The 13,672-nt window shown below is 57.9% G+C and carries 11 protein-coding genes and 1 pseudogene; 5 read left to right on the top strand and 7 right to left on the bottom strand.

Features of this window, described 5'->3' with window-relative positions; translation table 11 throughout:
- Window positions 1-285: 285 nt before the first annotated feature.
- Window positions 286-573 (bottom strand): DUF1435 domain-containing protein, encoded by a 288-nt coding sequence (locus CYR52_RS19905; RefSeq protein WP_072928629.1) that lies wholly within the window; start codon window positions 571-573, stop codon window positions 286-288.
- Between the two features lie 265 nt (window positions 574-838).
- Here CYR52_RS19905 and CYR52_RS19910 point away from each other — a divergent pair, with 265 nt between their 5' ends.
- Window positions 839-1,936, top strand: coding sequence for a GGDEF domain-containing protein (locus CYR52_RS19910; RefSeq protein WP_072928628.1), 1,098 nt, complete (start codon window positions 839-841; stop codon window positions 1,934-1,936).
- A gap of 6 nt (window positions 1,937-1,942) precedes the next feature.
- Here the strand turns inward: CYR52_RS19910 and CYR52_RS19915 are convergent, their stop codons facing one another.
- The 4 genes from CYR52_RS19915 to CYR52_RS19930 form a co-directional block, all read right to left on the bottom strand.
- Window positions 1,943-2,944, bottom strand: a complete 1,002-nt coding sequence (locus tag CYR52_RS19915; RefSeq protein WP_101829270.1) for a LacI family DNA-binding transcriptional regulator — start codon at window positions 2,942-2,944, stop codon at window positions 1,943-1,945.
- Window positions 2,945-3,215: 271 nt separating this feature from the next.
- On the bottom strand, window positions 3,216-5,252 hold the full coding sequence (locus CYR52_RS19920) for a glycoside hydrolase family 31 protein (RefSeq protein WP_101829271.1): 2,037 nt from the start codon (window positions 5,250-5,252) through the stop codon (window positions 3,216-3,218).
- A 10-nt stretch (window positions 5,253-5,262) separates the two neighbouring features.
- Window positions 5,263-6,621 (bottom strand): glycoside-pentoside-hexuronide (GPH):cation symporter, encoded by a 1,359-nt coding sequence (locus tag CYR52_RS19925; protein ID WP_101829272.1) that lies wholly within the window; start codon window positions 6,619-6,621, stop codon window positions 5,263-5,265.
- Between the two features lie 243 nt (window positions 6,622-6,864).
- Complete coding sequence (locus CYR52_RS19930) at window positions 6,865-8,514, bottom strand: dihydroxyacetone kinase subunit DhaK (RefSeq protein ID WP_101829273.1); 1,650 nt, start codon at window positions 8,512-8,514, stop codon at window positions 6,865-6,867.
- 279 nt (window positions 8,515-8,793) lie between these two features.
- Between CYR52_RS19930 and CYR52_RS19935 the strand changes: the two genes are divergently transcribed.
- On the top strand, window positions 8,794-9,138 hold the full coding sequence (locus CYR52_RS19935) for a hypothetical protein (protein WP_072928623.1): 345 nt from the start codon (window positions 8,794-8,796) through the stop codon (window positions 9,136-9,138).
- A 33-nt stretch (window positions 9,139-9,171) separates the two neighbouring features.
- On the opposite strand, the gene CYR52_RS19940 is transcribed toward CYR52_RS19935, so the two are convergent.
- The gene (locus tag CYR52_RS19940; RefSeq protein ID WP_101829274.1) at window positions 9,172-10,011 is read right to left on the bottom strand and encodes an HNH endonuclease; all 840 of its coding nucleotides are present in this window, start codon (window positions 10,009-10,011) and stop codon (window positions 9,172-9,174) included.
- A gap of 192 nt (window positions 10,012-10,203) precedes the next feature.
- On the opposite strand from CYR52_RS19940, the pseudogene CYR52_RS23030 reads away from it, so the two are divergent.
- A pseudogene (locus tag CYR52_RS23030) lies at window positions 10,204-10,716 on the top strand (phosphorothioated DNA-binding restriction endonuclease); the annotation flags it as partial.
- On the top strand, window positions 10,693-11,481 hold the full coding sequence (locus CYR52_RS19945) for an HNH endonuclease (protein ID WP_241522436.1): 789 nt from the start codon (window positions 10,693-10,695) through the stop codon (window positions 11,479-11,481). The pseudogene CYR52_RS23030 and the gene CYR52_RS19945, both read left to right, overlap by 24 nt.
- Window positions 11,482-11,529: 48 nt before the next feature.
- Here the strand turns inward: CYR52_RS19945 and CYR52_RS19950 are convergent, their stop codons facing one another.
- Entirely contained in the window at window positions 11,530-12,594 is a 1,065-nt protein-coding gene (locus CYR52_RS19950) for a LacI family DNA-binding transcriptional regulator (protein ID WP_101829275.1), read from the bottom strand.
- Between the two features lie 202 nt (window positions 12,595-12,796).
- On the opposite strand from CYR52_RS19950, the gene CYR52_RS19955 reads away from it, so the two are divergent.
- The gene (locus CYR52_RS19955; protein ID WP_101829276.1) at window positions 12,797-13,630 is read left to right on the top strand and encodes an ABC transporter substrate-binding protein; all 834 of its coding nucleotides are present in this window, start codon (window positions 12,797-12,799) and stop codon (window positions 13,628-13,630) included.
- Window positions 13,631-13,672: the final 42 nt, after the last annotated feature.

Genomic DNA, 13,672 nt, shown 5'->3' on the forward strand with positions numbered 1-13,672 from the left:
CGGAATTGGTAGACGCGCTAGCTTCAGGTGTTAGTGTTCTTACGGACGTGAGGGTTCAAGTCCCTCTCTTCGCACCACATGATTCCCCCGCTGAGTTATCTCCCCCACGTTTCTCCCCTGTCGTTGTCTCATCTTGTGTCGTTATCCATCGCACTCTTTTCCCGCTTTAACCCGTATCATTATCCCGCATTGTTTTTCCTTAGCGTTCTTGCGCTGAAACAGCCTTAACCCCGCATTAAACAAAAAAGCCCAGGAAACTGCCGTTTCCCGTTTTGCTTTTTACTTTTAATTCAATAGGTTAAAATTCAGTGACATCGCAGCCAGCCCGCCCGCCAGCGCCATGCAGGACGGCACCAGGATATAGTGGCGCAAATGCCGGTTGAACAGCATCCCCAGCGTTACCAGCATCGCCCCCATTACCAACAGCCGCAGCGTATCCAGGCTTATCTCCATCATCGCCAGCACCGGCAACAGCGCGCACGGCACCAGAACACCCCACGCCCCAGAGAGCTTCCGCCCCAGGCACCACACCAGGCTCCACATCCCGCACACGGTAATCATCGCTGCCACCATTTTAATTCCCTAAACAATGAAGTGATAATGAGAATTAATATCATATAGCATCAATGCCGTTTTTTCACCCTTTTCTGAGAATTCTTGTACAAGGATGACACTGCTATACAAAAATGGTAATTTGCTTTCTTAGCACCAACTAAATAATTATTAAGCAAATAGTCACGCCGGTTAATTATAGATCGGCGGCAGGCATTTGTAGCCAGACATTTTATTATTTTAATATTGTTTTCAAAATGATAGCGTTTAACCAGAGTGAAATGATATGAATTTGCATTCCTATGACGAGCTTGTCAAAAGTAGGCATCGGCTTTCCCTATTACTCTTTTTATTCCTTAATACTGCATCGTCTATTTTTACTATGTTGACTACGGTCGACAACCGGAAGCTGATTACTATGCCGGTGGTGATCATCGCCGCGCTGGGCGTGACCGGCCTGCTGTTTACCCTGCTGCGTGCGCGCAAGCTGGATACGTTGCTGAATATCTATTCAATTGCGCTCGGGATATTATGGGCCTGGCATATTACGCTTAAATACCACCAGATTGCGCCGGATGATAAAAACTTTCTGCTGCTGAGTTTATTTAGCGTATTTTTTATTAGTGCTATTGCCCTCTCCGGTAACTTTATTGCCTTTACCCTGCATGTATTACCGGCGGCGATCATGGTGATATACCTGGATCAATTCCATAATATTATTCGAATCTTATTCACTATTGCGCTGCCGATGGCCGGGTTCTCCCTGCATCACCTGATGCAAAAACGCAGCGACGCCTTTACGCGGCGGCTGGTGGATAACCTCTATATCGAGCGGGAAAAATTCAGCGATCTCAGTATGCTCGACCCGCTGACCAACCTCTACAACCGCCGGGGCCTGGAAAACCGCTGGGCGTCGATCACCGCGCCAATGCGCCCGCAGAGCCACTATGTGCTGCTGATGGACATCGACCATTTCAAAGCCTACAACGACAATTATGGTCACTCGATGGGCGACCAGGCGCTGGTGCGGGTGGCGGCGGCTATCCGGGACAACGTGCGCTCGCGTGACATCGTGGTGCGTTACGGCGGCGAGGAGTTTATGGTGCTGCTGACCCACGTAGAGCACGCCTATGCGATGAAAGTGGCGCAGCGCATCCAGCAGGAAGTGCTGGCGCTGGAGATCCCGCATTTGTTCAGTGAGGATGTCTCCACCCATGTGACGCTCAGCACCGGCATTGCGCCGCTTACCGATCGTGACTGGATGGCCGCCGTGGCGCGGGCAGACAATGCGCTCTACCGTGCCAAACACAACGGCCGCAACGCGATTGAATTTGCAGAAGAACCGGCGCTTATTGAGGAACAGCAGGTGGCTTCGCTGGCCTGATGCCTGTCAGCGGCACCGCCCGGTGGTGCCGCGCGTCACCAGCGTCACCGGTAAAACCTGACTGCGCATCCCGCCTTCCATGCCGGCCAGCAGCGTTTCCACTGCCTGCGTTCCCAGCAACCTGAAATCCTGCCGTACCGTCGTCAGCGGCGGATAGAAAAAGGCGCTGTCGGCGGTATCGTCATAGCCCACCACCGACACCTGTTGCGGGATCTGCCGCCCGGCTTCATGCAAGGCGCGCAGTACGCCCAGCGCCATCTGATCATTCGCCACCAGCATCGCCGTAAACGGCGTCCCGGCCGCCAGCAGGCGTTGCGTCTGCCGGTACCCCTCGGCCGCGCTCCAGTCCCCGTGCGCCACCGCCACCGGCTCAAGCCCGGCAGCGGCCAGCGTCTCGCGCCAGCCCCGTAACCGCAGTTGTGCGGAAATAGAGTGCGCCTCCCCGGCCAGCAGTGCGATCTGCCGGTGCCCGTGTTGCAGCAGGTGGCTTACCCCACAGCGCGCCCCTTCGGCCGGGTCAAACAGCACTGACGGCACCGTTCCGGCGGGGTCGGTATCCAGAAACAGCAACGGCCACGCCCCGGCCGCGTCTGCCAGTGCGGTGGCGTCCCGGCTGCCCAGCGGGGCATTGATCAGCACGCCGTCCACCCGCTGGGCGCGCAGCTCCTGCAACGCCTGCCGGCAGGCGTCCGGCCCGCTGCCGCGTACCATCGCCATCACCAGGCTGTAGCCTGCTTCCCCGGCGCGTTGCTCAATCGCCGCGGCAATCTGTGACGGCGCATGCAGTGCCAGTGAACTGGTCGCCAGCCCCAATACCTGCGTGCGTTTGCCCGCCAACTGCTGCGCCACCCGGTTCGGCACATAATTGAGCGCGGCCATCGCCGCCTCGACCCGCTGCCGGGTTTTGGCCGACACATGCGGCGCCTGATTGATCACGCGGGAAACGGTCTGGTAAGAGACACCGGCCTGGCGGGCGACATCATCAAGGGTCACAGCGGAGGATTTCATGCAGCTTCCGGACTAAGGGTAAGGGGGTCAGCATAGCAAAGCACAGCGCGTGACAGAAATACCCGCAACGCACAGCGCGCGACAGAAATACCCGCAACGCACAGCGGATGACAGACATGCCCGCTACACAGCGAATAACAGCAAGACGTGCCACGTGCCGGAAGCGGGCACCCGCCCTGCACCGCGCGCTGACACATCCCGCCACAGAATGCACCGCGCCACATCAGCCCCGGCTGACGACGGGGCTGTGCCTGTCACCCTCTCTCAGCCATCACCGTAATTCTTCAATCACCGGCGATCCCTGGCGCAGGAACACCGGGATCGCCTCCAGCGGCGCGTCCGCGTCGATCCAGTTGCCGCCGGAATAGGTTTCTCCCTGAAGATCCTGCCAATTGGCCCCGGCCGGCAGCCAGACGCGGCGGCGGCGCTCACCGGCGTACAGCACCGGCGCGACCAGAATATCCGGCCCGAACATATACTGGTCTTCCACTTGCCAGCTTTGTGCCTCCTGCGGGAAGTCAAAGAACAGCGGGCGCATCACCGGGTCATTATGTTCATGGGCGGCCGCCATCTGGCGCTGGATATAGGGGCGCAGTTTCTCGCGCAGGTGCAGCCCGGCCATCATGATCGCCAGATTCTCTTCGCCGTAACTCCACACTTCATTCGGCGCGCCGCTGTCGCACTGGGCCACGCCGTTGCTGTCAAAACGTTGCGCCGGAGCCACATGCGGTTCACGGTAGCCATGCAGCCGCATCACCGGGCAGAACACGCCCCACTGGAACCAGCGCAGCAGCAATTCCCGGAACGCCGGGTCCTCCACATGGCCGCCCTGGAAACCGCCGATGTCGGTGGTCCACCACGGCATCCCGGCCATGCCCATGTTCAGCCCGGCTGCCAGTTGGTTACGCAGCGATCCAAACGACGAATGTACATCCCCTGACCACGCCAGCACGCCGTAGCGCTGGCTGCCGGCCCATGAACAGCGCACCAGGTTGATGATGTCCTGTTCGCCCTCCGCGCGCAGGCCATCCCAGAAGGCCTGGGCGAAATCACGCGGATAGATATTCCCGACTTCCAGCACCGGGCCGCGATGGTAGCGGTAGTTGTCGAAATCGTAAGCGCGGTACTCCGGCTCGGCCTCATCCAGCCAGAAATGGCGCACGCCGTGTGCGTGGTAGTTCTGTTTCACCTGATCCCAGACATACTGCCGCGCGCCGGGATGGGTGGCATCAAAGAAGGTGGTGTTGCCGAGGAAATCGAGATTCACCGACACGCCGCGGTCGCTGTTGACCAGATAACCTTTCGCCTTCATCTGTTTGTAGTTGTCGGTGGTGGCGTCAATGGTCGGCCAGATGGAGACCATCAGCTCAATGCCCATCGCCTTCAGCTCGCTGACCATCGCTTTCGGGTCGGGCCAGTCACGTTCGTCAAAGCAGAAGGTGCCCTGCTTCGGCCAGTGGAAGAAATCGATGACTATCACCGAAATCGGCAACGCGCGGCGTTTGTATTCACGCGCCACAGACAGCAGCTCCTCCTGCGTGCGGTAGCGCAATTTGCACTGCCAGAAACCGGTGGCAAATTCCGGCATCAGCGGCGCAGTGCCGGTGGCGGTGCCGTACTGGCGGGTGATCTCAGAGGGCGTATCGCCGACGGTCAGCCAGTAATCCATCTGTGCCGTGACCTGCGCACGCCATTCGGTGAGGTTTTTGGCGAAATGCACCTCGCCCACCGCCGGGTTGTTCCACAACAGGCCATAGCCCAGGCTCGAGACCATAAACGGCACGCTGGCCTGTGAGTTACGCTGCGCCAGCTCCAGCACGCAGCCTTTGAGGTCCAGCACCGGTTGCTGGTACTGCCCCATGCCGTAGATCTTCTCGTCCGGGCGCGCCTCAAAACGCACCGTCAACTGGTGCTTGCCGCCGGGGATCGGCCGGAACGCCCGTGCATCCAGTTTCAGCGCGCTGATGTACTTATCCTGCGCCTTCTCCACGGCACCGACGCCGACACTGCCGCGCTGCCGCCAGAACTCCTCAAGGATCAGCTCGTCATGCTGGTTGTAGAACGCCAACCGCCCCTGGCTGTTCAGCACCGCTTTTGCCTTGCCGTTGCAGAGCGTCAGCGAGTCGTTGCCCTGTTCAATGGTCACGCCCTCCACGGCTTCCGGCGGCAACAGCGCCCAGGGTTCGTCATCCAGCCGTGGCTGGCAGGTGGCGCGCACCCGCAGGCTGTTGCGCCCCCACGGTTCCACCACCAGCGTCTGGTTATCAAATTGCCACAGGATCCGGTTCTCTTGCGTCTGTAAACTCATCGTCGCTCCTTTAATTGTCACCCTGTAAAACGGCTTTATGCAGGTTAATGTCACTCATGGTGGCATCGTTAAGCCGGTACCAGCGCAGTGCGACCACGCTGATAAACGAAAGCACGCCGGGCACCAGGCTGAACAGCGCGATGATGCTGAACAGTGCCTGCGGGTTCTGCTCCGCCGCATGAGGGACGTAGCCGCTGAGGCCCAGCGTCCAGCCGACCACCGCGCCGCTGATGGCCATGCCCATTTTCAGCACCGCCAGCAGCGTGGAGAAGATGGTGCCGTCCATGCGTTTGCCCTGCTTCCACTCGCCGTAGTCCGCGACGTCCGCCATCATCACCCACATCAGCGTGGTGGTGATTTGGTAGAAGGTGGAGACCAGGAACATCATGCCGACCAGCAGCGCCAGCGACGGCGGCATAAAGAAAATCGCGATGCTGAGCACCCCCGCCATCGTGGCCGCCCCGGCGAAGACCGTGATTTTGCTGCGCCCGCGCGTCAGCACTTTTGACAGCGCGCTGCCCGCCCCTTTCCCGGCGATGTGCGCGCCCAGCAGCCAGGAGAACAGCGCGGCATCCCCCAACGCATAGGTGACGTAGTACATCAGCGCGCCTAAGCGGATCACGCCGAACGCGATGTTGGTAAGCACCAGCACCGCCACCACCCGCCACTGGTCGTTTTGCCACAGGTCACGCAAATCCGTCATAAAGTGCGCGTGGGAAGGTTTGGCCTGAATACGCTCCCGCGTTGTCCAGAAGCAGATCAGGAACATCACGATCGCCGCGGTCGCCATGATCGCCATCGCCCAGCGGTACCCCATCAGCTTGTCATCGCCGCCCAGATACTGTGCCAGCGGCAGCATAAAGAAGGTCGAGAGCGCGCCGCCCACCGTGGCTAAAAAGAAGCGGTAGGATTGCAGTGAGATGCGCTGCTCGTTATCGGCGGTGATCACTGCGCCCATCGAGCAGTACGGGATATTGATGGCGGTGTACATCAGCATCATGAAGCAGTAGGTCACGGTGGCGAACACCATTTTCGCCCCGAGTGACAGCGATTCCGGCACCGCATAGGTCAGCATACAGCTCACCCCAAACGGCACCGCCAGCCACAGCAGATAAGGGCGGAACTTGCCCCAGCGTGACGAGGTGCGGTCCGCCAGCAGGCCCATGACCGGGTCAATCACCGCATCGCCGATGCGCGCCAGCAAAAACATGGTGCCGATAAACACCGCAGGCAGCCCGACCACGTCGGTGTAGTAAAAGGTCAGAAAAATGATGACGTTATCCAGCCCGATATGGCTCGCCATATCACCAAGGCCGTAGCCGACTTTTTCTTTTACCGAGAGCCGTTGGGGTAGAAGTCTCTGAGTCATGTTCGCTCCAGTGAGTGAAGCACGGCAGCGCCCGCTGCGCCGTGGGAACTGAGGTTATAGGCCAGCACGACGGCAATAACGATTCTCAGATTTCTTTTAGCTATTACGATTCCTGTTTTTTGTGATACCGGTAACATAGAAACGGTAAATCGGTTGCATCACGGGGAGAGGGTCTGGGAAGGGGATCGTAAAACCGGCCGGGTTGCCCCAGCCGGTGATCATGCGCCTGGTATTGCTGAAGATTTACTGCCGGGCCAGCGCGTCAAACACCTTTTCGATCGCCACGGCACCTGGATCTTTAATGCCGTCCAGGCTGTTGCTGCTGAGGTAGGCCGAGCGCCCGGCGTTGGCTTTCTGCATTTTTGCCGTGGCTTCTGCCCCCTCTTTCGCCGCTTTCGCCGCGGCCGCCAGGTCACCCCTGGCATCCAACGCTTCCAGCGCCGGTTGCAGCGCGTCGATCAATGTGCGATCACCGAGATCCGCGCCGCCATAATGTTTCATCTGCTGCAACCCGGCGAGTAACGCCTTCGCCACGTCCTGATCCTCTTCGATCTGCTTGCCGGCCGCAGTAAAGAAGATCGACATCAGCACACCGCTGGATCCGCCCATCACCACCGCCAGGCGGTCGCCGACCAGCGCGAACAGCGCCGCGAGATCCGCCAGCGGCAGCTTACCGGCCTCATTCAGCTCGGCGATCGCTTTCGCGCCCGACGCAAAGGTCGAGCCGGTGTCGCCGTCACCCACCTGCGCATCCAGCTTGTTCAGCGCACTTTCCAGGTCAACCAGCGTTTGGGTGACGGTCGCGACCACCTGCTTCACCTGCGGGTTATCGGAGGGTTCCGCGCTCACGTGCCGGCTGACTTTCTCCGCTTTCTGCTGCGGCACCGGCGCCAGTTTCACCAGCGGCTGCCAGCCGGCCACTTCCACCTCAGCTTTCAGGGCAGTGTCGAACGTCTCATTCAGCGCGATGGCGGAGAGCGAGAAGCCTTTCATGTCCAGCGCGCTCACCAGCGGCGCCGGGCCGATCAGGTAGTCGATGGCGTCACCGAGCCGGGAGTGCACCAGCTCTTTGGTGATTTGCGCCATCTCCAGCGGCGAGGTGCCGCCGAGGTTATTGATAAGCACCGCCAGCCGCGCCTGCTTATCCACCACACGTTGCAGGTTTTCCACCAGCGTCGCGACGATTTCGCGGCTGTTTTGCGTCTCCAGCGTGCTGACGCCCGGTTCGCCGTGGATGCCCAGCCCCAGCTCTACGGTGCCCGGCGCGATGCGCTCAGACTCCTCATCGCCTTCGCCCGGCAGGTTACAGCCTGCCATCGCCACGCCGATGCTGGCGGTCGCGTCGATCGCCTGCTGCGCCAGCGCTTTGACCTCTGCCAGTGACTGCCCCTGCGCCGCCGCGTAACCGGCAATCTTGTGCACCAGCGCCGTGCCGGCGATGCCGCGCGGCTGTTTGTTGTCCGGCAGCGAGATATCATCGCCGACCATTACCAGATCGACCTGATACCCCAGGCTTTTGGCGCGCTCGGCCGCCAGCCCGAAGTTCAGCCGGTCGCCGGTGTAGTTTTTCACGATCAGCAGGCAACCCGCGTCACCCGTTACCGCCACGATGGCATTCAGCACCGCATCCACGCTCGGCGAGGCGAACACATCCCCGCAGACTGCCGCAGTCAGCATCCCTTTGCCGACGAAGCCGACATGCGCCGGTTCATGGCCGGAGCCGCCGCCGGAAATCAGCGCGACCTGCTGCTTGTCCCAGTCACGGCGCACCACGATACGGATCGCCGGATCGACCTCCAGCCGCGCCAGATTGCCATGCGGCGCGCTGAGGATCACGCCGTCGATAGCGTCATTAATCAGGTTCTTACGGTCGTTCATAAAAAATTTAGACATACCTTTCAGTCCCTTATTGGTGAACGGATGAAAACATCATCACGAAGTATAACCCTCTCCGACCATAGCACAGCGCGCGCCCCGCCCGTGGTGGAGAACGTGGGGAAAGGGTCTGAAAAAACCATGTGCCTCTCCTGCGCACCTGTAATGGCGCGTTGCCGTTTTGCCGATTTGTCCGATACTTAACAGACGCTTCACCAAGTATGTTTTTGATGACCTCACCGTTTCCACGGGGTGCCTGCTGGACGGGCGGCCCCGGTATCAACAGGAGCAACAACAATGAAAAAAACATTACTCTTCTCCGCCCTGCTGGCGGCCTCGGCCTTCGCCCATGCCGCAGACGATGCCCACAGCCATACGGGGGTGTATATCGATACCCTGTGTGAAGAGGTAAAAGCGGACAGCGGCAAAGGCGACAGCGATCACTACCTCGACCAGCTGAAAGCCCACGCCGGCAAAGGCGTTTCCTCTTCCGCGATGAACAAACCAGAGTTTCAGGACGACGAAGCCGAAGACGTGGTCGACGCGTTTATGGACCTCAGCGAAGAGCAGCGCAGCGCCCTGGCCAAAGACCCAGCCAAATGCCGCGCCGACGTGCTGGCAGAGTTGAAGAAGCAGGGGTAAGTACAGCGCCGCTGCGTGGGCAGCGGCGGGTTTTTAACGATGTGAAATGTTAATGATCGCTTTCATCTCGTCGATAGAGAGCGTGCGATCCTTTTTACGGTGAATAATGCTGTGACAGTTGGCGCAGACAGGGACCAGATCGGTTTCTGGATTCACCGTTTTTTCCTTTCCATCACCTGCCGAGATAGGCACCAGATGGTGGATATGAATAAAACCTTCGCCATATTCACCATAGACTTTGCCGAAATTAAAACCACAGATGCAGCATGTGGTGCCGTGTAGCTGCTTTGCCTGCTCTTTGAGTTTCGGATTACGTTCGTAAAAGGTCACATATTTCATGCGTTTTTGGCCTTCCACGCCGGAGTACAGACTCTCTTCATCCGATTCCCGTTCCGGTTCCGTCGAAGGAACCATCGCAGCAGGCTGAGCTGTTGCAACGGCTATAGGTGCAAGCTGAGCCGCGGCGATAATCGCCTCATAATCTTGCTGGCTGATCGCACGCACACCATCACGCCAGTAATTCGACAGGCGATTTTCAGGAATAGTTTCGTAATAACCACTCGCTGTTTTCGCGAAAAGCGCGGCAGTAAACGGCTGATAATTTTCGATTAATGCGAAATGGTCGCCCTTACTACTGTTTTTATCTTGATAGACCTGCCCGATGGTCGCGATGCCAAAATAATGAGGCTGGTCACTTAACCGTTTGGCAGCGTGCTGCTTGTCTCTCAATTTCCCTTTGTAATACACCACCTGCGTACCCGGCGTTAACAGCCCTAGGTAGCGTTTCGGAAAGTGATAGACCGCGCCTGTTTGATCCTGCCACTGCGACTCATCATTCTCCGCAATAACTGTATAACCTGCTTCCTTATCCATAGCCCGCTAATCCTAATCAGAACAATTAGTTTGCAGTATAAAACCACCTTTAATTATACAAAAGTGTGTAGGTGAGGCGGGTAGACATGTGATCTGACGCGCTGAGTCGACGGGCTTAGTTGCAACCGCTCGCTTGTCGACACTAACTTTTTCGAGCATGATCGCATTCCCTTTGCCAGACGGATCTTTACTATGTACAACAGCACGTTATTAAAAAATGCCATCGCTAACTTGACCGTATGGAAGAAGAACGGGCAGCGCGCTCCGCATAAGCCGCTGTTGCTGTTGTATGTATTATCGGCATATCAGAAAGGGCATGGTCGGCTGTTTGATTATGGTGAAGAGGTACACAGTTCGCTGCTAGCACTGCTGAATGACGTAGGGCCGCAAAGGCGCACTCACTATCCTGAGATGCCATTTTGGCGATTGCAGAATGATGGCTTTTGGGAGTTGCAGAACGCCGAATTCTACACGCTACAAAAGGGCCACAAGGGGCCATCAAGCAAAGAACTGATTGCGCATCATGTCGCAGGCGGGTTTGATCAAGAAACCTATCAATTATTGTGCGATGAAAAAGATCTGATCGTGCAATTAGCGCAGCAGATTTTAAGCGAATACTTTTCACAAGATGAACAAAAGATCTTAGCCGATCGACTGGGTTTTGATTTTAACAATCATTTGATAACGGGCGCTCTAAAACCACACCAACCCTCAAATACCCTCTGGACGCGTGAACAACTGTTAGTGGCTTTTACCCTTTATAGCCAACTGCCCTTTGGGCAAATGCATTCCAAAAATTCCACTATCCAATATTACGCTGACTTAATCGGCCGAACGCCTTCCGCCCTCGCGATGAAATTAGTTAATATTGCTAGTTTAGATCCTTTCATTACGAACTCTGGCCGTACTGGCTTAACGGGTGCCTCTAATGCAGATCGACGCTTGTGGGAGGAGATGAATCAAAATCCCGACAAGTTTGAACACGAGTGTCAATCGTTGATGGCAATTTTTGAACCAACTGCTCCAGTGATAGACGACGCAGAGCTTATTGATTTTACAGGGAAAGAAGGAATAAAACCGATTAAAACCCGTATTGGTCAGCAGCTCTTTCGTAAACGTGTCCTTGAAGCGTATGAATACCGTTGCTGTATAACCGGGTTAGAAGATCCTATTTTACTGATTGCTAGCCATATTCGTCCCTGGAAAGCAGATGCGCGGTATCGTCTGGATCCCAGAAATGGTTTATGCCTGTCCAATCTTCATGACCGTGCATTTGACCAAGGGCTTATTACCTTTAACGAGGATTTAGAGCTTGTATTATCCGTACACCTTAAAGGTTTAAAAAGCGTCTCTGCACAGGATAATTTCTTAAAATATGAGGGTGTGAAAATACGGCACTCAGCCCAATTCTCACCGAGTGAAGAACATTTGGCTTTTCATCGGGAACATATTTTTATCGATAACCTATAGCAGGCAGGGAATTAAACGCCCGCTATTTCTGATAAAAAGTGGTGTCCCTCACACCACCCCAATCGACCCCCTGACCAGCAGCTCTGCGGTAAAGGGCGGCATCGGTCCGGTTTCTTCGCCTTTGATGCGGGCGATCAGGCGGCGGGCGGCTTCGCGGCCCATCTCGTAGACCGGCTGGGCGACCACGGTCAGCGGTGGGTTGACGATCTCCGTCCAGGGGAAGTTGTCGTACATCACGAATGAGAGATCCTGCGGGATGCGCAGGCCGCGCTGGCTCAGTTCGCGCAGCAGTGACATGGCGATCAGGCTGTCGGAGGCGATCAGCGCCGTCGGTGGCGCAGGACGTTGCCATAGATCGTCGACAATCCGCGCGATCGAAGCGTCATCCAGGGCGTTGGCTTTGATAAGCGTAGGATCGAACGGCAGCCCGGCGTCGGTGAAGGCCTGCTCCATGCCGCCGACGCGCTGGGCCACCGGGGTCAGCCCGAAATCTTCCGGGTAACGCCACGGCTCTGCGCAGCGCATACTGGTGATGTACGCAATACGCCGGTGCCCGGCCGCTAACAGTTGGCGCGTGGCTTCCCGCGCCGGCCGGGTGAATTCAGCACAAATCGCCTCCACCTCCAGCCCCTCGACCGCCCGGTCAAACAGCACCAGCGCCCGCCCCGCCGCCAGGATCTGCGCCAGGTGCGCGTTATCATCGGCGGCCGAACTGCACGGCGCGACGATGATGCCGTCCACGCGCTTCTCCAGCATCACGTGAACCGCGTCCTGCTCGGCCGGAAGCTGCTCGTCGCTGTTGCTCAGCAGCAGGTGGTAACCCGCCAGCCGCGCTACGTCCGCCATGCCGCGCAACGCCAGGCCAAAGTGCGGGTTCTCGATGTCCCCGACGATCACGCCGATGGTGTTGGAGCGGCCGGTGTTCATGCTGCGCGCCAGCTCATTCGGCCGGTAGCCCAGCTCCGCCGCCGCACGGTTAACCCGGATCTGCACCTCTTCGCTGACCGCACCATAGCCGCCCAGTGCGCGCGCCGCCTGGGCTTTGGAAACGTTGGCAGCCCTTGCGACATCGGCAACGGTCGGCGCTTTAATGGGAGGCAAAATGTTGGTCATAATGAAATTGTATCACAAGTTGTTAACATGAATGTTGACGCTCTAAAAGCGCTGTGCTTATTATCTCTACAACTGCTTGAGACCGGTCTCACATGAGTCACAGGGCCAAACAGTCACCTGCGTTGAGACCGGTCTCATACTACCATAACGCCGCCGGTTCAACAGCCTCTGATGTTTACACCTGACTAAAACGGACGAGCTTATGACATCGCATAAACATCTGCATAACTCCCGGCACAACCGCCTGCCTGCCCTGGCCGCTACGCTGTTTGCATCAGCCGCGTTCTGTTCCTTCGGTGCCTATGCCGCCGCTGACAATAACCCCTATGGCCTGATCGAGCCGGGCCACCTGCGAGTCGCCAGCCTTGGCGACGCCAAACCCTACACCTTTACTGACAAAACCGGCCAGTTCACCGGCTTCGATGTGGAGTTCTTCAAGAACGTCGCCCACCGCCTCGGCATTGAGCAGGTTGATTTTATCGGCCAGGATTTCACGGCCATTTTGCCGGCGGTGGCGAACGGCCAGTATGACGCAGGCGTGGCCGCCATCGGCATCACCCCGGCACGCGCGAAGACCGTGGATTTCTCCACCGGCTATCTGGTGGGCTTCCTCACGGTGCTGACGCGCAGCGACTCCGACGTGAAGAACGTCGAGACGCTGGCGCAAAAACGCCTGGGCGTGGTGCAGGGCACCTTGCAGGAAGCCTATGCGATCCAGCATTTCAAGCAGACCGACGTGGTGCGCTTCCCGGATAACAACGCCGCCGTCTCGGCGCTGAACAACGGCACGCTGGACGCGATTTTCCTCGATAACGAAGCCGCCAAAAGTTACGCCGAACGCTTCAAGCTGGTGACCGCCGCTGACATCCCCTCCTTTGATGCCCCGGCCGGCGTGGCGATCGCCAAAGATAAACCGGCGTTCAAGGCCGCGCTGGATAAAGCGATCAAAGACGCGATGCAGGACGGCACCTGGAAACAGCTTTACGAGAAGTGGTTCCCCGGCTCGCCGCTGCCGAAGCAGTACCTGCCCCAGTAACTCCGCGAACGTTCCGCGTTCAGTCCGCTCAACAGGTGATGG

Source organism: Chimaeribacter arupi (assembly GCF_002858805.1).
Taxonomy (GTDB): Bacteria; Pseudomonadota; Gammaproteobacteria; order Enterobacterales; family Enterobacteriaceae; genus Chimaeribacter; species Chimaeribacter arupi.